Raw genomic sequence first — 19,617 nt, 5'->3', positions numbered from 1 at the left:
CGTGCCCGCCGGCCCAGGGCGGCCTCACTTCGCGAACAGTCGTCCGATATCGGCAAAGGCCTTGACCTCCAGTGCATTGCCGGACGGGTCGAGGAAGAACATCGTGGCCTGCTCGCCGGGCTCGCCCTTGAAGCGGATGTAGGGCTCGATCACGAACTCGGTGCCCTGCGCCTTCAGCCGCGCGGCCATGGCCTCCCACTCGGCCATCGGCAGCACGATGCCGAAATGCCGCACCGGCACGCCGTGCCCGTCGACCGCGTTGCGCTGTGTCGTACCGGTCTCGCTGGGCGCCAGGTGGGCGACGATCTGATGGCCGTAGAAATTGAAGTCGATCCACTCGTCGGAACTGCGGCCCTCGGGGCAGCCGAGCAGCTCGCCGTAAAAGCGGCGGGCCTGGGCGAGGTCGTGCACCGGGAAGGCGAGGTGGAAGGGGGACAGCAGGGCCGGGTTGGTGGTCGGAGCGTTCATCGCGAAGTCGGATCGGAATGGGAAGGCCAGATCCTAGAACTGGATGAGGAAAAGAAAAATCAATATATTTTTGATCCATGCATCAATGGAATTTGTGAATGATCCGAGAGCTCAAGACCCTGGTCGCCGTGGCGAGGGAGGGCACCTTCGCCGCCGCCGGCGAGAAGATCGGTCTCACCCAGGCGGCCGTCAGCGCGCAGATGCAGCGGCTGGAGGCGGAGCTGGGCCTGGTGCTGTTCGACCGCACCGGCCGCTCGGCCCGCCTGAACGCCAAGGGCCAGGAGACGCTCGCCCAGGCGACCGAGCTGATCCGGCTCTACGGCCAGTTGGGCTCGCGGCATGCGGCGTCGCGCGCCGCCATTCCGCTCGACATCGGCGCGGTCGCGTCCGCGCAGCGCCTGCAACTGGCCGAGGCGCTGGCTGCCTTCCACCGGGAGTGCCCGGGCTGCCGCACGCGCGTCATGCCCGGGGTGTCGATGGAGCTGCTGAACAAGGTGGACGCCGGCGACATCGAGATGGCCGTCATCATCCGTCCGCCCTTTGCCCTGCAGAGCGACCTGCGCTGGACCACCCTGGCACGCGAGCCCTTCCGCCTCCTGGTGCCGCGAGGGGTGGAGGGGGACGATTGGGCGGAACTGCTGTCCACCCATCCCTTCGTGCGCTACGACCGCACGTCCTTCGGCGGGCGGCAGGTCGATCGTTTCCTGCGCGCGGCGCACGTGGACGTGCAGGACATCTGCGAGCTCGACGAACTGGATGCGATCGTGGCGCTGGTGGCCAAGGGCGTGGGCGTGGCCCTGGTGCCGCAGACCGCCACGCACCGCCGCTGGCCCGCCGGGGTGCGTGCCATCGACCTGCGGCGCCACACCTTCCACCGCGACATCGGGCTGGTGCACCGCGGCAGCCGAGCGCCGGCCGGGCCGGCGGGGGTGCTGGTGCGGCAGATCCGCGTTGCCTATGACGCATAGCAAACCGATGCCTGGCCAGGAACGCCCCTTCGCGTTGGCGCATCCCTCATCTGGGCCCGGAGCGCGCCACCTTCTTCGCCCGTGAGCTGCCTGCACTGTTCCCGCGCCGGCGCACTCCTGGGACAGGCGTGTTCAGCATCAAGGCGGCAGCGGCATCGCTACGTTGTCGCTCTGCGGTTGCCTTTCCGGGGTAGGCCTCGACTTCCGATGCCAGCAACTGCCGGGGCACGGTGGAAAGGAAATCCCGGAGGTCGCGGCCACCGATCGAGATGTGGTCGATCATGAGCTGACCGGCGGCCGTGGCGTCGCCCGCCACGATGGCGTCGACGATGCGTGCGTGCTCTTCGCGCGAACGCCGGATACGGGACTGGTTCTGGAAAACGCTCTGCCGGTAGGCCTGTGTGCGGCGACGGATGTGGGCGATCTCGAGCATCAGTGCGTCGTTGCGGCAAGCGCGGTAGAGGATCTCGTGAAACTCGGCGTTCGCGCGCCCGTAGGCCTGCGCATCGAGCGTGGTTTCGAAAGCTTCGCTGGCGTCGTGGACTTGCCGAAGTGCAGCGAGGTCCTCGGCGCTGATGCGCCGGGTCGCCAGCTTGGCGCAGGCGCCTTCCAGTTCGGCAAGAAGCTCCAGCAGGTTGGCAAGTTCCGGAATCGACAGCCGGGACACGTAGATACCCGCACGCGGCGCGATGGACACCAGTCCGCGCACGGAAAGCTGCAGCAGCGCTTCGCGCACCGGGGTGCGAGACACCCCGAAACGCTGCGCCAGCGCCTCTTCATCCAACGTGTCGCCCGGCAGCAGCACGCCGTCGCTGATGTCGTGCTCGAGCTGCTGGCGGACGGATTCGGACGCGCTGAGCTTTCGAGCGGAGGAGGGGGCTTCGGAGGGCATGAACGGACAGACGGGCCTGAGAGTCGCAGTCTTCGAAGTTTAGCTCGCCCGGCACATCAGTGAAGCTCGGCTTCACATCATTTCAATCGATAGATATATCTAACATTGACAATGATGTATGTGATGGATACTCTGGAGGAAATTTCGGAGACGAAAGGTTCCTTCATGAAGCCGGTGATGAATGACGGCGCACTGCGGCGTTTCAGGGTGATCGACCTGAGCCAGGTGCGCGCGGGGCCCACCTGTGTGAAGCAGTTGGCGGACTTCGGCGCGGACGTGATCAAGGTCGAGCCGCCGACCAGCGTTCAGCGTGGCGAGTTGTACGTGGGGGCGCGCGACGGCGCCGACATGCAGAACCTGCACCGGAACAAGCGTTCGATCACGCTCGACCTCAAGTCCGCTCGCGGGCGCGACGTGCTGTTGAGATTGGCGCGCACCGCCGACGTCGTGGTAGAGAACTTTCGCCCGGACGTGAAGACGCGGCTGGGCATCGACTACGCCGCGCTCAGCGCCGTCAATCCCAAGGTGGTGCTCGTCAGCATCTCGGGCTTTGGACAGGACGGTCCCTACCAGCGCAGGCCGGGTTTCGACCAAGTGCTGCAGGGGATGTGCGGCCTCATGAGCACCACCGGAACGCCGCAGGGCGAGCCGATGCGCGCGGGCGCGGCAGTCATCGACGTGACGGCGGGCCTCTATGCGGCGCTCGGCGCCATGACGGCGCTGCTCGAGCGCGAGGCCAGCGGCCGCGGCCAGTGGGTGCAGGTCTCGCTCCTGCACACCGGCATCGGGCTGATGGACTTCCAGGCCGCCCGCTACCTGGTCGACGGTGCCGTGGCCGGGCGGGTCGGCAACGATCATCCCACCAGCATGCCAACCTCGGCCTATGCCACGCGCGACGGCTACCTGAATGTCGGCGCCGGCGGCGACGCCATGTGGCGGGCGCTCTGCGGCGCCATCGGGCAGCCGGAGCTGGCCCTGCGGCCCGACTTCGCGAGCGATCCCGAACGGGTGCGCAACCGCGCCGAGCTCAACCGCATCCTGGGCGAGGCCTTCCGTGCCCGAAGTACGTCGGAGTGGGTCGAGGCGCTGGATGCGGCCGATGTGCCATGCGGGCCGATCTACAGCATGGACCAGGTCTTCGGCGATCCACAGGTGCGGCACTGCGGCATCGCCGAGGCCGTGCGGCATCCGCAGCGCGGCACGCTGCACCTGATCTCCCAGGTGGTCGGGCTGACAAGAACGCCCGCGCGCATCGCCTCGACGCTCGAGGACAAGGGCGGCAGCACCGTGGAACTGCTCGGCGAGTTGGGCTTCGATGCGGCCGAAGTCGAGCGGATGCAGGCCGAGGGCGTGGTATGAGCGGACTGGTCGACGCCGCCGGGGCCGAAGGCGACGGCCCGCCGCTGCTGCAGGTGGAAGGGCGCATCGCCCTCCTGCGGCTGCGCCGCCCCGCGCAGGCCAATCGCATCGAGGCCGGCGACATCGACGTGCTGCGCACCCACTGTCGTGCACTGTGCGCAGCGACCGACGTGCGCGCGGTCGTGCTCACCGGGACCGGCCGGCATTTCAGCGCCGGCTACGACATCGGCTCGGTGCTGCGGACCCTGGAGGCGGGGCAGGCATCGTCGGCCGGCGGCAATGCCTTCGCCGACATGGTCGATGCGGTCGAGGCGCTGCCGCAGGTCACGGTGTGCGCGCTCAACGGCGGCGTGTTCGGCGGCGCCACCGACCTGGCGCTGGCGTGCGATTTCCGGTACGGCGTGCCGCAGACGCGCATGTTCATGCCGGCAGCCCGGCTGGGGCTGCACTACTACCCGAGCGGCCTGCGGCGCTATGTATCGCGCCTGGGACTCAATGCGGCCAAGCGGCTGTTCCTGCTGGCCGAGGAGCTCGAGGCGTCGCAGCTGCAGGCCATCGGCTACCTGGACGCGGTCGTGCCGCCCGACGCGTTGATGTCGCGCGCGATCGCGACCGCGCAGGCTGCGGCGGCCCACGCGCCGCTGGCCAGCGCCGGCATGAAGGCGGCGCTCAACGCGATGGCGCACGGCACCTTGGACGCCGCCGCGGTGGCGCTTGCCGAAGCCGCCTGCCTGCAGTCGGCCGATCTGCGCGAGGGCGTAGCGGCCTGGCGAGAAAAGCGCACCGCGCATTTCGAAGGACATTGACATGCAACACCACGACGACATTCCCGCGCTCCTTCTGGACCTGCAGGCAAGGCGTCATCGCGCCATGGTCGAGGCGGACCTCGAGGCCCTCGACGCCTTGCTCGACGACACGCTTTCCTACACCCATTCCGACGCCACGCGTGACAGCAAGGCGAGCTACCTGGCCAAGGTGCGCGGTGGGGCCATGCGCTACGCCGAAGTGTCTTCGGTCGAAGACGAGGTCCTGGTCTGCAGCGACGACGCAGCGTGCGTGTTCGGACGCATGCAGCTGGCCGGTGAGCTCGCGGGCGCGCCCAGGCGCTTCGACAACCGATTCCTCGCCGTGTGGGTGCGCCGCGGCGCCCAGTGGCGGCTCGCCGCGTTCCAGCCCACGCCGGTCGTGGCTACGGGTTCCCGATAGGTTTCACATTGCCGATGCGCATCTAATATATCTACGTAAAGAGTTGATATCTTGAAATGAAAAATTCCATGACGCCAGACACTGCCTCCGCCGATCAGGCGCGCGCCACGGCCAAGCGGCTCGACAGCTGCCTCCTCATCGATGGCGAGCTCGTCGCCGCGCACAGCGCGCGGACATTCGAAGTCCGCCATCCGGCCACGGGGGAACTGGTCGCCAGGGCAGCAGACGCCGGGGCCGCCGACGTCGAGGCCGCGGTCGCGAGTGCACTGCGTGCGCAGCCGGCCTGGGCGGCGCTGCCGGCGCGCGAACGCGGCAAGCGCCTGATCGAGGCCTCGCAGCTGCTGGCCATGCATGCGGAAGAGCTGGCCCTGCTGATCGCGCTGGAGTCCGGCAAGGCGCTTCGCACCGAGTGCCGGCCGGAGGCGGCCAACGTGGCCGACCTGTTGCAGTTCTTCGGTGGCCTGGCGAGCGAGCTCAAGGGCGAGACCGTGCCCGTGCATTCGAAGGTGCTGGCTTACACGGTGCGCGAGCCGATCGGCGTGGTGGCCGCCGTGCTGCCCTGGAACGTGCCGCTGATGCTGATGGCGGTCAAGATCGCGCCGGCCCTGGCCGCCGGGAATGCCGTGATCGTGAAGAGCGCCGAGGAGACGCCGCTGGCCGTGCTGCGCGCCGCGGAGCTGCTGAACCAGGTGCTGCCCAAGGGCGTGCTCAACGTGCTGTCGGGCGACGGCCCGGGATGTGGCGCGCCGCTGGTGGCGCATCCGCAGGTGGGCAAAGTCACGTTCACCGGCTCGGTGGAAACCGGCCGGCTGATCTACGGCGCCGCCGCCGCCAAGCTGGTGCCGGTCACGCTGGAACTGGGTGGCAAGAGCCCGATGCTGCTCATGGCCGACGCCGACATCGACAAGGCGATCGAGGGGGCGCTGGTCGGCATGCGCTTCACGCGCCAGGGCCAGAGCTGCACGGCCGCCTCGCGCATGCTGGTGCATCGCAGCCTGCACGACGCGTTCGTCGCGCGGCTCAAGGCAAGAGTGGATCGCCTGCGCATCGGCGACCCGCTGGACGAGCGCACCGACGTGGGCGCGATCGTTTCCAGGGCGCAGCTCGACAAGGTGCTCGGCTACATCGAGCTGGGGCGCAGCCTGCCCGGCGCCGTCGCGCACGAATGCTGCGCGCTGCCGGCCGAAACCCGGTTTGCGGACGGGCTGTTCGTGCGTCCGGTGATCTTCACGGGACTGGACAACCGCAGCCGGCTGGCGCGCGAGGAGATCTTCGGCCCGGTCACCTGCGTCATCCCCTTCGACACCGAGGAGGAGGCGCTCGCGATGGCGAACGACAGCGACTATGGCCTGGCCGCGAGCGTCTGGACGCGCGACCTGGCGACCGCGCTGCGCGCCGTGGACGCACTGCAGGCCGGCTTCGTGCAGGTCAACCAGGCCCAGGTGGCCGGTCCCAACATTTCCTATGGCGGCTTCAAGCAGTCCGGCATCGGCAAGGAGCTCACGCTCGCATCGATGCTCGAGCACTTCACGCGCTCCAAGAGCGTGCTCATCAACTTCATCTAGACGATTCGGAGAAACATCACCATGAAACTGCTTCGCTACGGCCCGCCGGGCCAGGAACGCCCCGGCCTGCTCGATGCGCAAGGACGCATCCGGGCGCTTTCGCCGGCCATCGCGGACCTCACGCCGGAGGTGATCTCGCCGGAAGGCCTGGCGGTGCTCGCCGCGCTGGACCCCGAGCGCCTGCCGCTGGTGGAGGGCAACCCGCGCCTGGCGGCGCCCGTGGCCGGCGTGCGGCAGTTCTTCGCGGTCGGGCTGAACTACAAGGGCCACATTGCCGAATCGGGGCTGCCGCAGCCGAGCGAGCCGATGCTCTTCAACAAGGCAATCACCTCGATCTGCGGCCCCAACGACGACATCCTGATGCCGCGCGGCTCCAAGGCCACCGATTGGGAAGTGGAGCTGGGCGTCGTGATCGGCAAACGGGCCTCCGACGTCAGCGAGGAGGACGCGCTGGACTGCGTGGCAGGCTACTGTGCCGCGAACGACCTGTCGGAACGCGACTGGCAGTTGAGCCGCGGCGGGCAGTTCGTCAAGGGCAAGAGTGCGCCGACCTTCGGCGCCCTCGGCCCCTGGCTGGTCACCAAGGACGAGATACCCGATCCGCAGGAAGTGGACCTGCGCCTGGACGTCAACGGCGTGGTGCGCCAGCAAGCCAGCACGGCGGAGATGGTGTTCGACGTGCGCCGCATCGTCGCCCACATCTCGAGCGTACTGACGCTCCTGCCGGGCGACGTGATCGTCACCGGCACGCCGGCCGGCGTGGGTGGAGGCATGAAACCGCCGGTGTATCTGAAGCCCGGCGACGTGGTCACGATCGTCTCGCCGCAGCTGGGGCAGCAGCGCCAGCGCGTCATTGCCCCCGAATAGCGCGCCGCAACCCACAAATACAGGAGACAAGCATGGCAGCCTTCCCTCGTCCGGCAGCGGCGCTGATCGCCGGTTCACTGCTCGGCTTCGCGCTGTCGGCGCAAGCCCAGCAGCCACCCTTGAAACTCGGCGTCATCGTGGCCGCCACCGGTCCAGCCGCGGCGCTCGGCACCGCGGCGCGCAGCGGTGCGCTCCTGGCGCAGAAGCAGCTCAATGCCGCCGGTGGACGGCAGGTGCAGTTGCTGCTGCGTGACGATGCCACCAACCCCGATACCGCGCTGACACATGCGAACGAGCTGGTGCGCGGCGAGAAGGTCGACGTCGTCATCGCGTTGACGACGACCGCGAGCTCCATTGCCGTGGGCGGCGTCACCAGCGCCGGGCCGACGCCGCAGATCTCGCTGTCGGGCATCGGCGCCACCATCGAGCGCGAGCGCAAGTGCGTCGTGCACCTGGCCTGGAGCCAGGACGTCAATGCCAAGGCCTTTCTCGGCTACGCGCGCAGCGCCGACCTGAAGAAGATGGGCGTGCTGTACGACTCCGCGTGGGGCACGCTGGTCTACAACGAGTTGAAGCGCCATGCGCCCGCCTACGGCATCGAACTGGTCGGCGCCGAGAAGTTCGAACAGGGCGCGACGGAGGCCACCACCCAGGCAGCCAAGCTCAAGGCCGCGCGGCCCGACGTGGTCGCGGTGATCGCGAACACGGCCGTGCCGTACCGCGACCTGCGCCGGCTGCAGATGACCCAACCCATCATCGGCGCCGCGACGGCGGCGTCGTACGAGGCCGTGAATGCGATGGGAGCTGCCGCCGACAACATCGTGCTGCCCGAATACATCGTCTCGGAGTCGCCGACGGCGCGGCAGAAGCCCTTCGTCGAGATGTACCGCAAGGAGTATGGCGTGCTGCCCAAGGGGCCGGCGCTGATCGGCTGGGATGCGGTGCAGATCGCCTCGGAGCTGGTGCGCCGGGCCGGCCCGAACGCCACCGGAGCCCAGCTGTGCGGCGCGATCCGCAGCAAGTTCCAGGGCGTGAGCTACGAGTACGACTTCGCGGCGGACGATCTCAACGGCTTGCGTCCTTCGCAGCTCGTCTTCTCGAAGCTGGTCGGCGGCAAGTTCGTACCGGTCGACGTGCGAATCGCAGATTGAACAACGTTCTCCCAGGACAGACTTCATGCCCATCATCAAAGCGATCGACCTGGCCTATGTGCGCGTGCGCGTGCCGGATCTCGACAAGGCGGAGGCCTTTCTCAAGGACTTCGGCCTGCAGCGATCCGCCCGCACCGACAAGGCGCTCTACATGCGCGGCTCGTGCGCTGAACATCACATCCACGTGGCGGAACTCGGGCCACCGAAATTCCTGGCGATGGCATTCGTCGCCGCCAGCGAGGACGACCTGCACAAACTCGCGAAGCAGCCCGGCGCCTCGGGGGTGGAAACCATCGACGAACCCGGCGGCGGCCGTCGCGTGCGTCTGAAGGATCCCGACGGCAACACGGTCGAGGTCGTGCACGGCATCGAGCGCGTGCAGCCGATCGCGCACGCACGTCACCCCCTCAACGACGCCATCGACGGCCTGCGCCGCGCCGGTACGCTGGCCCGTCACGAAAAAGGCCCTTCCAAGGTATTGCGCCTGGGGCATGGGGTGCTCGTCAGTCCCGATATGCCGCCGATGTTGTCGTGGTACCGGGAAACGCTCGGCCTGTTGATGAGCGACGAGGTCCTTGCGCCCGATGGACAACTGGTGTTGGCCTTCAACCGTCTCGACCGTGGACCGGAGTATGTGGACCACCATGTATTCCTGCTCCAGCCGGGTCCGAAGCCAGGCCTGAATCACATCGCCTTCGAGGTGCAGGATCTGGACGATCTGATGCTGGGTCACGAGCACATGGTGGCCCGCGGGGGCGACAAGGTCTGGGGCATCGGGCGCCACGTGTACGGCGCGCAGATCTTCGACTACTGGATGGACCCGTTCGACTTCATGTACGAGCACTGGACCGACACCGACCGCATGAACGCCGACTTCCGCGGCGTGACCGACGGCACGATAGCAAGCGCCAACGGCCCGTGGGGCGACCAGGTTCCCGAGCGCTTCTTCACGCATTCGCACGAGTAGGCGTCCCATGACCTCCAGCCTCCTGATCCAGGCGCTGATTGCCGGCGTCACGAACGGCTTCGTCTATGCCCTGGTCGGCATGGGCCTGGCCGTCATCTTCAAGGGCAGCCACGTCATCAACGCGGCGCAGGGCGACTGCGCCGTGATCGGCGCGATCACGGCGGTGCTGCTGCTGAGCCAGGCCGGCGTGCCCTACCTGCCGGCGGTGCTGGCCGGTGGGGTGGCGGGCGCGCTGATCTGCGCGGCCATCGACATCCTCCTCGTGCGGAGGATGAAGCGGCGCGGCGCGGGCGAAGAAGCCTACCTGCTGCTGACCATCGGCGTGGCGTTGACGCTCTCGGCCGCGCTGCTGTTCTTCCTCGGACGTGCCAGCTACAGCCTGCCGGCGCTCGGTGGCGACCGCGTGTTCGTGTGGAGGGATGCGGTACTGATCGAGCATGCCGCATGGCTGGTCGGCGGCGGCCTGGCGCTGACCGCGGGCCTGCAGCTGTTCTATCGGCACACCGCGCTGGGCTTGTCGATGATGGCCGCATCGATCGATGCGGAAGGCGCAGCCACGATCGGCATCGACGTGCGCCGGATGCGCACCTTGAGCTTCGCGATGGGCGGTCTGCTCGGCGCGTTCGCCGGCATCCTGGTCGCGCCGCTGGTGGCGATGGACTATCACGTGGGCATGAGCCTGACGCTGAAGGGCTTCGCGGCCGCCATTCTCGGCGGGCTGACGAATCCCCTGGGCGCGGTGGTCGGCGGACTGACGATCGCGCTGCTCGAGGCGTTCGCGATCAGCTTCGTCTCCTCCAGCTACAAGGACGTGATCGCCTTCAGTCTGCTGATCGTCATCATGATCGTGTTGCCCAACGGCATGCTCGGCCGTGCGGGCCGGGTGGGAGGCTGAGATGAAGCCCGGCACGTTCATCTCTCCAGCGTGGGGAGTTCCGGTGTTGCTGCTCTGGGCGGCGCTGCCGCTGGTGCTTTCGCAGGCCGTCACGGACCTGCTGGTCTTCACCGGCCTGTACTACATCGCCGGCCTCGGTGTCGGCCTGGCGCTCGGCCAGTGCGGCATCGTCAATCTCGGCCAGGCGCTGTTCTTCGGCATCGGCGCCTATGCCAGCGCCGCGCTGTCCACCCGTGGCGTGCCGATCGTCGTGGGCATGCTGGCCGGCGTCGCGATCGCGGCGGTCATCGCGGGCGCGCTGGGATGGGCCATCCTGCGCCTGCACGGCTACTTCCTTGGCCTCGCGACGCTGGCGCTGGGCATCATCGGCCACGTGCTCTTCTTCGAGTGGGACTGGCTCACCGGCGGCAGCCTCGGCATCGGCGGAATACCCCAGCCCGCACTCTTCGGCCTGGCGATCGACAGTGCGGAGAAGTTCTACTACCTGGTGTGGCTGGTGGCCTTCGCCGTCACCTGGATGGCGCACAACCTGATCCACGGGCAAACCGGCCTGCTTCTGCGCGCCGGCCGCGACTGCGGCGAGGCCTCCGTCAGCCTGGGCATCCGGCTGCGGGCGATGCGCACGGCGGTCTTCGCGCTGTGCGCGATGCTCGGCAGCCTGGCGGGCTCGCTGTTCGCGCACTACGCCAGCTTCGTCAGCGTGGACAGCTTCGGGCTGACGAAGTCGCTCATCTTCCTGCTGGTGCCGGTGCTCGGCGGCATGCGTTCCACGGGTGGAATGCTGGTCGGCGCGCTCTTCGTGAGCTTCGTCCCGTACTTCCTGAGCCGGCTCGGCGACGTGCACCAGATCCTGTTCGGCCTCACGATGACGGCGGTGGTGGTGCTGCTGCCGAACGGGCTGTTCGGCTTGCTGGCCACCGGCTTCAAACGGAGGCTGCGTGGCTGAATCCGCATTGCTGCAGGTGCATGGCCTCGGCCACAGCTTCGGGGCCGTCAAGGTGCTGAGCAACGTCAACCTCGAGGTGCCGCATGGCGGCCTGGTCGGACTGATCGGCCCCAACGGCTCGGGCAAGACCACGCTCTTCAACCTGATCTCGGGCTACATCCATCCGCGTGTCGGCGAGGTGCGATTCGAGGGTCGCAGCATGGCTGGCGTGCCTGTGGAGGGACGCAGCCGCGGCGGCTTGGTCCGTACCTTCCAGACCCCGCGCGTGTTCGAGTCCATGACGGTCCTGGAGAACATCATGGCCGGCTGCGCCAAGGCCGGGGGCGCGGGCATGCTGGCCGAGATGTTCGCGCTTCCGGGCGCGCGGCGTGCGCGGCGGGAGATGCAGGAGGCGGCCGGCGAGGTCTGTGCGCGCTTCAAGCTGTGGGCACTGCGCAACGAGCCGACCCGGACGCTGCCGGCCGGCCAGCGCCGGGTGCTGGAGATCGCCCGCGCGGTGGTGGGGCGGCCGCGGCTGCTGATGCTGGACGAACCCTCTTCCGGGCTCAACGACGCCGATGTCAGGGCCCTGGAACACTGGATCGGCCAGCTGCGCGACGATGGCATCGCGGTCCTGCTCGTCTCGCACGACATGGACCTCATGGGCGTCGTCGACACGGTGCATCTGCTCTACAACGGCGAGTTGCTGGTCAGCGGCGACATGTCGACCCTGCAGGCCGATCCCCGGGTGCGCGATGTCTACCTCGGAGCCTGATGCCATGCTGACTGTCGATTCACTGGCCGCGGGCTACGGCGCGCTCACCATCCTGCAGGGCGTGTCGATGCATGTCGATGCGGGCGAGGCCGTCGCTGTCGTGGGGCCGAACGGTGCCGGCAAGACGACGCTGGTGCGTGCGCTGTGCGGACTGATTCCCGTGACCGGCGGCCGCCTCGAGAAAGACGGCGCGGACCTGCATGCGACGCCGGCCAAGGAACGGGCGGCACGCGGCCTGGCGGTGGTGCTCGAGGGGCGGCATCTCTTCGGCGAGCTGACCGTGCGCGAGAACCTGGTGCTTGCCGAGCGCCACGGCCTCCGGACGCGCGGTCATCGCCGACGCTTCAGCCTCGACGAGGTCATGGCCCTATTTCCCATCCTCGAGGAGAAGCGCCGGCAGCGGGTCCAATTGCTCAGCGGCGGGCAGCAGCAGATGGTGGCCATCGGCCGCGCGCTGCTGCTGCAGCCGGACCTGTTGATCATGGACGAGCCCTCCACCGGCCTGGCGCCCAAGGTCTTCAAGGACATCCAGGTGGTGTTCGACACGCTGCGCAGCCGTCGCGTGGGCCTGCTGCTCATCGAGCAGAACGTGCGCATCGCGGCTGCCGCCACCGGGCGTGCCTACGTGATGGCGATGGGGCGCGTGATCGACGAACTGAACGGCATCGACTGGCAGCAGGCCGTCGGCAGCGATCGCCTCGCGCGCGCCTACCTCGGAGGCCATCCCGGGTCCCGGGCCACATCCATCCCCGAAATGAAAGTCGCTGCATGAAAGCCATCCAGATGAAGGAGCCCGGCGGGCCCGAGGTGCTCGAACTCGTGGAGCGGCCGATGCCCACGCCCGGCCCGGGCGAGGTGCTGGTCAGGATTCACGCGATCGGCGTGTCGTACGCCGACACGCTGGTGCGCAGCGGCACGCACCTGTGGATGCCGCAGATGCCCTACGTGCCGGGCAACGAGGCCACCGGGCACGTGGTGGACGCCAACGGTTCGAGCCGGCTGAAGAACGGCCAGCCGGTGTTTTTCACCAGCTGGGACATCGGCTTCGCGGGCGGGCTGTACGCGGAATACATCGTCGTGCCCGAGCAGGCGCCCTGGCTGCTGCCCGAAGGGGTGGACCTGGACGACGCCGCCACCTTGTTCAACTACCTCGTCGGCTGGATCCTGCTGCACATCGGCGCGCGCGGCGCAGAGACCGGCACGGTGTTCCTGCACGGCGCGGCCGGCGGCATGGGCAGCACGCTGGCGGAGCTTTGCCGGCTCGCCGGGTCGACCGTCATCGGCGCGGCCGGCGGCGAGCGCAAATGTGCCTTCCTGCGTGAACGCGGCGTGACCCACGCCATCGACAGCCGGAGCGAGTCGGTGGTCGATCGCGTGCTGGATATCACCGGGGGCCGGGGTGCCGACATCGTCTTCAACCATGTGGCCGGCAACACCTTCGTGCAGGACATGAGGATGCTTGCGCCCCTGGGGCTGATCGTGTCGTACGCGGCGCTGGGGGGCATGCCCGACAAAGACCTGTTCACCGACATGCGCGCGCACATCGACCGCAGTCCCGCCATCCGCGTGATCGCCACCCACGTGTTCGGAAAGACGCCCGAGGTGCTGCACAAGGCCTGCGCCGCGGTGATCGACCTCTTGGCCAAACGGCAGATTTCCCCGGCCATCCAGGCGCGCCTGCCGCTGGCCCAGGCCGGCGAGGCCCATCGACTGCTCGAGTCGCGCGAGTCGATGGGAAAGATTCTTCTCAAGCCCTGACACCCCCGGGGGCGCGACCGTCAGCCATTCCGTCAAGGAGTTCCCGATATGAAAGCAGTGCAGATGTCCGAGACCGGCGGTCCGGAAGTCCTCGACGTGGTCGATGTGCCCACGCCCTCGCTCAAGCCGGGCGAAGTGCTGGTCAAGACCCATGCGATCGGCGTTGCGTTTCCGGATCTGCTGGTGCGCAGCGGCCGCTACCCGTGGATGCCGAAGCTGCCCTATGTTCCGGGCAACGAGGTGAGCGGACATGTGGTCGACGCCAACGGGTCGTCACGCCTGGAGAACGGTCAGCCCGTGTTCTTCACGAGCTGGGACATGGGCTTTGCGGGCGGGCTGTACGCCGAGTACGTGGCCGTTCGCGATGAGACGCCCTGGATCCTCCCTCCCGACGTCGATCTGGACGAGGCCGCTTCGCTCTTCAACTACATCGTGGCCTGGCTGCTCCTGCACCACGGTGCGCGCGGCGCGGAGACCCGCTGCATGCTGCTGCACGGCGCATCCGGCGGCATGGGCACGGCCTTGACGGAACTCGCGAAGCTGGGCGGCTCGACGGTGATCGGCACCGCCGGCAGCGACGAGAAATGCGCGTTCCTCAGGACACGAGGTGTCGACCATGCGCTGAACTACAAGAGCGGGCCGCTGCCCGAAAGGGTGCTCGCGCTGACGCAGGGGCGGGGGGTGGACATCGTCTTCAATCACCTGGCCGGCAACTCCTTCGTCGAGGACATGAAGATGCTCGCGCCGCTCGGCCTGATCGTCTCCTACGCCGCGCTCGGCGGCATGCCCGACGTGGACCTGTTCCGCGGCATGCGCGCGAACATCGACCGGAGCCCGGCGCTGCGCGTGATCGGCACGCACGTGTTCGACAAGATGCCGCAGGTCCGCGACAGCGCCTGCAAGGCCGTGATCGCATTGCTCGCCGAGGGAAAGATCGCACCGGCCATCACGACCCGGCTGCCGCTGACGGAGGCGCCGCGCGCGCACCGGATGATGGAATCCCGTGAATCCATCGGCAAGATCCTGCTGAAGCCCTGAGATGACGATCGACCTCGACTACAGCGGCCGTCACGTCTTCGTGTTCGGCGGAACCACGGGCATCAATTTCGGCGTGGCGCAGGCGTTCGCGCGCCAGGGCGCGGCAGTCACCGTGGCCAGCCGCAGCGAAGACAACGTGAATGCCGCAGCGACCGCCCTCGGAGAGCAGGGCGCACCGGTCCTCGGTGTGTGCGCGGACGTGCGGAACTTCGATGCGGTCGGCCAGGCGCTCGAGCAGGCCGTTGCGCGCTTCGGCCCCCTCGACGTGCTGGTGTCCGGCGCGGCCGGGAACTTCCTGTGCGAGGCCGGCGGCATGTCCTCCAATGGCTTCAGGACCGTGGTCGACATCGACCTCGTCGGCACCTTTCACGTGATGCGCCAGGCCCACCGGCACCTGCGGCGCCCGGGGGGCTCGGTGATCAACATCACGGCGCCGCAGGCGAGCATCCCGATGCGCTACCAGGCGCATTGCGGCGCGGCCAAGGCCGGCGTCGACCAGCTCACCCGCATACTCGCCCTCGAATGGGGTGCCGAGGGCCTGCGCATCAACGCCATTTCGCCCGGCCCCATCGAGGGCACGGAGGGCGTGCGGCGCCTGATGGCCCCCAGCGACGAGGCGAGGCGTGCCGCGGTCGACGCGGTGCCCTTGAAGCGACTGGGCACGCTCCACGACATCGCGAACCTCGCGCTCTTCCTCGGCTCGCCGCATGCCGGCTACATCTCGGGCGCGGTCATCCCATGCGACGGCGGCGGCGCGCTGGAGAGCGTCAAGCCGACGCTGGAGGCAGCGGGCCGGGCCGCTGCCGCTTCCGCCGGACGCGCGCAGGGCACATGACGAACCTCACCCTCGAAAAACTCTTCACCGAGGCGCGAACCCAGAACGGCCATCGCGGCATGCCGGTCCCGGACGACACGCTGCGCCAGCGCTATGAACTCGTCAAATGGGGCCCACCTCGGCCAACTGCTCGCCTGCTCGCTTTCTGTTCGTGCGCACGCCACAGGCGCGGGTGGCTGACGTCCCGGATGTCTCAGCGCAGCATCGCCGACATCGCAGAGCAGCAGTTGAGCATGCGCACCGCCGCCTCGACCGAGGGCGCGGCGAAGCGCAGCGCGGTCGCCCCGCTGCGCTCGAAGCCGGGCCATTGGCAGAACAGGTCGGCCAGCGCCGGCGTCTGCGTGTGCAGCGTGACGGCCAGCGGCTTCGGCCAGACCAGTGGGCGCGCTGCCCCATGCGCCGTCAGGCCCGCGGCCACGCCCTCGCGGATCGCCGCGCAGGCTTGCGCGGGCGACAGCGAAACGCCGCTGGTCTGCCCGGTCGCGCGCTTGGTCTGCACGAAGACGGCGTGCGGGAACATGGGCTTCGTCTCCTCGATGAAGACGTCGTCGCCGCTGGCCATCAGCACCGGCGCGCCGTATTCGCCCGCCAGTGCGCCATAGAGCGCGGCCTCGCCGACCGGCTGCCCGCCGATCTCGATGGCGGCGAAGGCGAAGCTGTTGATGGTGTGCGCCAGGATGCCGCGGCCGCCCGCGCGCGAGTGGTAGCCGATCATGCAGACCCCGTCCACGCCCAGCTCCACGCCGGCCACCATGCTCAGGTAGCGCGGCTTGCCCTGGATCACCTGCGCGCGCGCGTCCAGCAGGTCGGGCGGCATGTTGCGGAAGTCGCCGTGCGAGTCGTTCACCCAGACCTCGGTGGCACCGCCGTCGAAGGCACCGGCGATCGCGGCATTGGCCTCCTCGGTCATCAGCCGGCGCGCGCGCTCGTACTCGGGGTTGCCGGCGCGCACCTGCTGGGAATGGAAGACGCCGGCCACGCCCTCGATGTCGACGGAAATCAGGATCTTCATGCGTGAACGTCGTGAGGATTCGCGAAGGCATCGGCAGGCCAGCCGCGCAGCAGGTCGGTGAGGGCCGGCCGTACGTGGCCGTTGCGCCCGGTGACGGCCCGGGCATGCCACAGCGCATGCAGGATGGCCTGCTCCACGCTGTCGGCGGCCGCCTGGAACAGCCCGTCGAGCAGGCCGTCGTGCAGCAGCGCGACCGCGGGCATCGGTTGCTCGCGCCGCTGCGGCAGCGTGTAGGCAGTGGAAAAGGCGAGCGCGATGTCGCCGCTGCCATGCCCGAGGAAGGAACCGGTGCGTGCGAGGCCCGCGCCCGCGCGTTGCGCGAGCCGGCGCAGCTGCCGCGCGTCGAGTGCGGCATCGGTGGCGAGCAGCATGATGATGGAGCCCTTCTCGGGCTCAGCCGCCACCGACGGGCCCGTGAGCTGTGTCGCCAGCCGTGCGCCGACCGCATGGCCTGCGATGCGCAGATGCGGCAGCAGGCCGTAGTTGGCCAGCACCAGCGCGCCCACCGTGTGCAACCCGGCACCCGGGGCCGACACGCGGCGCGAGGCGGAGCCGATGCCGCCCTTGAGTGCGAAGCTGGACATGCCGCGCCCGGCGCCCACGGAGCCTTGCGCCACTTCCGCGCCGGCGGCGGCCCGGGCCTGCAGGTAGTGCTCCTCGCGCACCCCCATGCACTGGATGTCGTTGAGGAAGCCGTCGTTGCACTCGAAGACCAGCGGGTTGACTGTGGGCAGGCTGCGGCCGCATTCCGGGTTGCGCGCGACGCATTCGCGGATCTGCGCCTGCGCCATCGCCGGCACCGAGAAGGTGTTGGTCAGCGCGATCGGCGTCTCCAGCACACCCAACTCCTCGACCTGCAGCAGACCGACGCTCTTGCCGAAACCGTTGAGCACGGCCACGCCGGCCGGCACCCGCTGCTGATAGGCGTCGCCGGCATGCGGGCACACCACGGTCACGCCGGTCTGGACATCGCCTTCGTCGAGCGTGGCATGGCCGACCGTGACCCGGGCCACGTCGGTGATGGCGTCGCGCCGGCCGGAGGGAAGGCTGCCGATGTGCGGGATCGCCGGCGCCATCTCAGAGCCTGTCGATCTTGGGATCGAGCGCGTCGCGCAGGCCGTCGCCGAGCAGGTTGAAGGCCAGCACCGTGAAGAAGATCGCCAGCGACGGGAACAGCGCCACGTGCGGCGCGTTGACCATGTCGGCACGCGCCTCGTTGAGCATCGCGCCCCATTCCGGCATGGGCGGCTGCGCGCCCATGCCGAGGAAGCTCAGGCTGGCGGCCGTGATGATCGAGGTGCCCAGCCGCATCGTGAAGTACACGACGATCGACGAGATGGTGCCGGGCAGGATGTGGCGCAGCAGGATGGTGCGGTCGCGCGCGCCGATGCTGCGCGTGGCCTCGATGTAGGTCAGGTTCTTCAGCGCCAGCGTGTTGCCGCGCACCAGCCGCGCGAAGGCCGGCACGCTGAAGACGGAGACCGCCACCACCACGTTGGTCATGCTGCTGCCGAGGATGGCGACCACGCCCAGCGCCAGCAGGATGCCGGGGAAGGCGAACAGCACGTCGGAGATGCGCATCACGATGCGGTCCCACCAGCCGCCGTAGTAGCCGGCCAGGAGACCCAGCGCAGTACCCACGATGGCACCCAGCACCACCGAGAGGAAGCCGGTGGCCAGCGAGATGCGCGCGCCCATCAGGATGCGGCTGAAGATGTCGCGGCCCAGCGGATCGACACCGAACCAGTGGGCGGCCGAGGGGCCGGTGTTGAGCTTGTCGTAGTCGAAGAAGTTCTCGGCGTCGTAGGGAACGATCCACGGCGCGAGGATGGCGATCGCGACCAGCAACAGCACGAACACCCCGGCACCCATCGCGACATGCTGCATGCGGAACTTGCGCCAGAACTCGGTCCAGGGCGTGCGCACCTTCGAGGCGGCGACGGCGGCGATGGCGGCCTGCGGCTCGGCGGCGGCGATCGGTACGGCGGGGGGCGTGCTCATGGCCGACTCACTTGTAGCGGATGGTGGGGTTGATGAAGCCGTAGAGCACGTCCACCACCAGGTTGATCAGGATGAACTCGAGCGAGAACAGAAGCACCAGCGTCTGGATGACCGGGTAGTCGCGCATGTCCACCGCGTCGACCAGCAGCCGCCCGAGGCCGGGCCAGTTGAACACCGCCTCCACCACGATCGATCCGCCCAGCAGGAAGCCGAACTGCAGGCCCATCATGGTGACCACCGGGATCAGCGCATTGCGCAGGCAATGCTTGAGCACCACCCATTTTTCCGACACGCCCTTGGCGCGCGCCGTGCGCACGAAGTCTTCCTGGATCACCTCGACGAAGGAGGCGCGGGTGAAGCGCGCCATCACCGCTGCCACCGCCGCGCCCAGCGTGATCGAGGGCAGGATGTAGTGCTTCCACGAGTCGGCGCCCACGGTGGGCAGCCAGCCCAGCTGCACCGAGAACAGCTGCATCAGCAGCATGCCCAGCGCGAAGGCCGGGAAGGAGATGCCCGAGACCGCGAGCGTCATGCCGATCCGGTCGGGCCACTGGTTGCGGTAGACCGCCGAGGTGATGCCGATCGCCATGCCGAAGACCACCGCCCAGGCCATGCTGGTGAGGGTGAGCAGCAGCGTGGGCATGAAGCGCTCGGCGATTTCGGTGGACACCGGCCGCTTCGAACGCAGCGAGCGCCCGAAGTCGCCCTGCAGGATGTTCGTGAAGAAGTTCAGGAACTGCTGCGGCATCGGCTTGTCGAGGCCCAGGTCCGCGCGCACCAGCGCCACCGTCTCGGGGCTGGCGTCCGGCCCGGCCGCCAGCCGCGCCGGATCGCCGGGCAGCATGTGGACGAACAGGAACACCAGCACCGCCACGATCAGCAGTGTCGGCAGCAGGCCCAGCAGGCGCTTCAGGACGTACTGGGTCATGAACGTG

Annotated in this window: 21 protein-coding genes; 15 read left to right on the top strand and 6 right to left on the bottom strand. The window is 68.6% G+C overall.

Translation table 11 applies throughout. The features are described 5' to 3' along the window. Positions 1–24: 24 nt before the first annotated feature. The gene (locus A8M77_RS11675; RefSeq protein WP_086921662.1) at positions 25–468 is read right to left on the bottom strand and encodes a VOC family protein; all 444 of its coding nucleotides are present in this window, start codon (positions 466–468) and stop codon (positions 25–27) included. A 98-nt stretch (positions 469–566) separates the two neighbouring features. Between A8M77_RS11675 and A8M77_RS11670 the strand changes: the two genes are divergently transcribed. Next, positions 567–1,436 carry a LysR family transcriptional regulator gene (locus A8M77_RS11670; RefSeq protein ID WP_086921661.1) on the top strand — a complete coding sequence of 290 codons (870 nt, stop codon included), beginning with the start codon at positions 567–569 and terminating at the stop codon, positions 1,434–1,436. A 46-nt stretch (positions 1,437–1,482) separates the two neighbouring features. Here A8M77_RS11670 and A8M77_RS11665 read toward each other — a convergent pair whose 3' ends face one another. After that, the gene (locus A8M77_RS11665; protein WP_086921660.1) at positions 1,483–2,328 is read right to left on the bottom strand and encodes a GntR family transcriptional regulator; all 846 of its coding nucleotides are present in this window, start codon (positions 2,326–2,328) and stop codon (positions 1,483–1,485) included. A 177-nt stretch (positions 2,329–2,505) separates the two neighbouring features. Between A8M77_RS11665 and A8M77_RS11660 the strand changes: the two genes are divergently transcribed. From A8M77_RS11660 to A8M77_RS11595, 14 genes are all read left to right on the top strand, one after another. Next, positions 2,506–3,687, top strand: coding sequence for a CaiB/BaiF CoA transferase family protein (locus tag A8M77_RS11660; RefSeq protein WP_238136784.1), 1,182 nt, complete (start codon positions 2,506–2,508; stop codon positions 3,685–3,687). Next, a complete protein-coding gene (locus A8M77_RS11655) occupies positions 3,684–4,493 on the top strand; it encodes an enoyl-CoA hydratase/isomerase family protein (protein ID WP_086921658.1) in 810 nt (269 codons plus the stop codon). Before A8M77_RS11660 ends, A8M77_RS11655 begins: the two co-directional genes overlap by 4 nt. Before the next feature lies 1 nt (position 4,494). Further along, complete coding sequence (locus A8M77_RS11650) at positions 4,495–4,893, top strand: nuclear transport factor 2 family protein (RefSeq protein WP_086921657.1); 399 nt, start codon at positions 4,495–4,497, stop codon at positions 4,891–4,893. 68 nt (positions 4,894–4,961) lie between these two features. Beyond that, positions 4,962–6,458, top strand: coding sequence for an aldehyde dehydrogenase family protein (locus A8M77_RS11645; protein WP_086921656.1), 1,497 nt, complete (start codon positions 4,962–4,964; stop codon positions 6,456–6,458). A gap of 21 nt (positions 6,459–6,479) precedes the next feature. Beyond that, entirely contained in the window at positions 6,480–7,325 is an 846-nt protein-coding gene (locus A8M77_RS11640) for a fumarylacetoacetate hydrolase family protein (RefSeq protein ID WP_086921655.1), read from the top strand. A 32-nt stretch (positions 7,326–7,357) separates the two neighbouring features. After that, complete coding sequence (locus A8M77_RS11635; RefSeq protein ID WP_086921654.1) at positions 7,358–8,476, top strand: ABC transporter substrate-binding protein; 1,119 nt, start codon at positions 7,358–7,360, stop codon at positions 8,474–8,476. Between the two features lie 25 nt (positions 8,477–8,501). Continuing rightward, positions 8,502–9,443 (top strand): VOC family protein, encoded by a 942-nt coding sequence (locus tag A8M77_RS11630; protein WP_086921653.1) that lies wholly within the window; start codon positions 8,502–8,504, stop codon positions 9,441–9,443. A gap of 7 nt (positions 9,444–9,450) precedes the next feature. Further along, positions 9,451–10,338, top strand: coding sequence for a branched-chain amino acid ABC transporter permease (locus tag A8M77_RS11625; RefSeq protein WP_086921652.1), 888 nt, complete (start codon positions 9,451–9,453; stop codon positions 10,336–10,338). 1 nt (position 10,339) lies between these two features. Continuing rightward, positions 10,340–11,284, top strand: a complete 945-nt coding sequence (locus A8M77_RS11620) for a branched-chain amino acid ABC transporter permease (RefSeq protein ID WP_086921651.1) — start codon at positions 10,340–10,342, stop codon at positions 11,282–11,284. Beyond that, complete coding sequence (locus A8M77_RS11615) at positions 11,277–12,038, top strand: ABC transporter ATP-binding protein (RefSeq protein WP_086921650.1); 762 nt, start codon at positions 11,277–11,279, stop codon at positions 12,036–12,038. The genes A8M77_RS11620 and A8M77_RS11615 overlap by 8 nt, the downstream gene beginning before the upstream one ends. Before the next feature lie 4 nt (positions 12,039–12,042). Beyond that, positions 12,043–12,810, top strand: a complete 768-nt coding sequence (locus A8M77_RS11610) for an ABC transporter ATP-binding protein (RefSeq protein WP_086921649.1) — start codon at positions 12,043–12,045, stop codon at positions 12,808–12,810. Next, a complete protein-coding gene (locus A8M77_RS11605; RefSeq protein WP_086921648.1) occupies positions 12,807–13,796 on the top strand; it encodes a quinone oxidoreductase family protein in 990 nt (329 codons plus the stop codon). Before A8M77_RS11610 ends, A8M77_RS11605 begins: the two co-directional genes overlap by 4 nt. Positions 13,797–13,844: 48 nt before the next feature. Next, the gene (locus tag A8M77_RS11600) at positions 13,845–14,834 is read left to right on the top strand and encodes a quinone oxidoreductase family protein (protein WP_086921647.1); all 990 of its coding nucleotides are present in this window, start codon (positions 13,845–13,847) and stop codon (positions 14,832–14,834) included. A gap of 1 nt (position 14,835) precedes the next feature. After that, the gene (locus A8M77_RS11595) at positions 14,836–15,669 is read left to right on the top strand and encodes an SDR family oxidoreductase (protein WP_086921646.1); all 834 of its coding nucleotides are present in this window, start codon (positions 14,836–14,838) and stop codon (positions 15,667–15,669) included. Between the two features lie 193 nt (positions 15,670–15,862). Here A8M77_RS11595 and A8M77_RS11590 read toward each other — a convergent pair whose 3' ends face one another. The 4 genes from A8M77_RS11590 to gsiC are packed head-to-tail and all read right to left on the bottom strand — an operon-like array spanning position 15,863 to position 19,610. Further along, positions 15,863–16,681: a M55 family metallopeptidase gene (locus A8M77_RS11590; protein WP_086921645.1), complete on the bottom strand. Its 819-nt coding sequence runs from the start codon at positions 16,679–16,681 to the stop codon at positions 15,863–15,865. After that, entirely contained in the window at positions 16,678–17,757 is a 1,080-nt protein-coding gene (locus A8M77_RS11585) for a DmpA family aminopeptidase (protein WP_086921644.1), read from the bottom strand. Before A8M77_RS11585 ends, A8M77_RS11590 begins: the two co-directional genes overlap by 4 nt. A gap of 1 nt (position 17,758) precedes the next feature. After that, positions 17,759–18,682 carry a glutathione ABC transporter permease GsiD gene (gene gsiD, locus A8M77_RS11580; RefSeq protein ID WP_143694586.1) on the bottom strand — a complete coding sequence of 308 codons (924 nt, stop codon included), beginning with the start codon at positions 18,680–18,682 and terminating at the stop codon, positions 17,759–17,761. A gap of 7 nt (positions 18,683–18,689) precedes the next feature. Then, positions 18,690–19,610: a glutathione ABC transporter permease GsiC gene (gene gsiC, locus A8M77_RS11575; protein WP_086921643.1), complete on the bottom strand. Its 921-nt coding sequence runs from the start codon at positions 19,608–19,610 to the stop codon at positions 18,690–18,692. Positions 19,611–19,617: the final 7 nt, after the last annotated feature.

This window comes from Variovorax sp. JS1663 (assembly GCF_002157355.1).
GTDB lineage: Bacteria > Pseudomonadota > Gammaproteobacteria > Burkholderiales > Burkholderiaceae_C > Variovorax.
The sequence above is the reverse complement of the archived record's forward strand: the minus strand, read 5'-3'. Positions and strand labels throughout refer to the sequence as shown.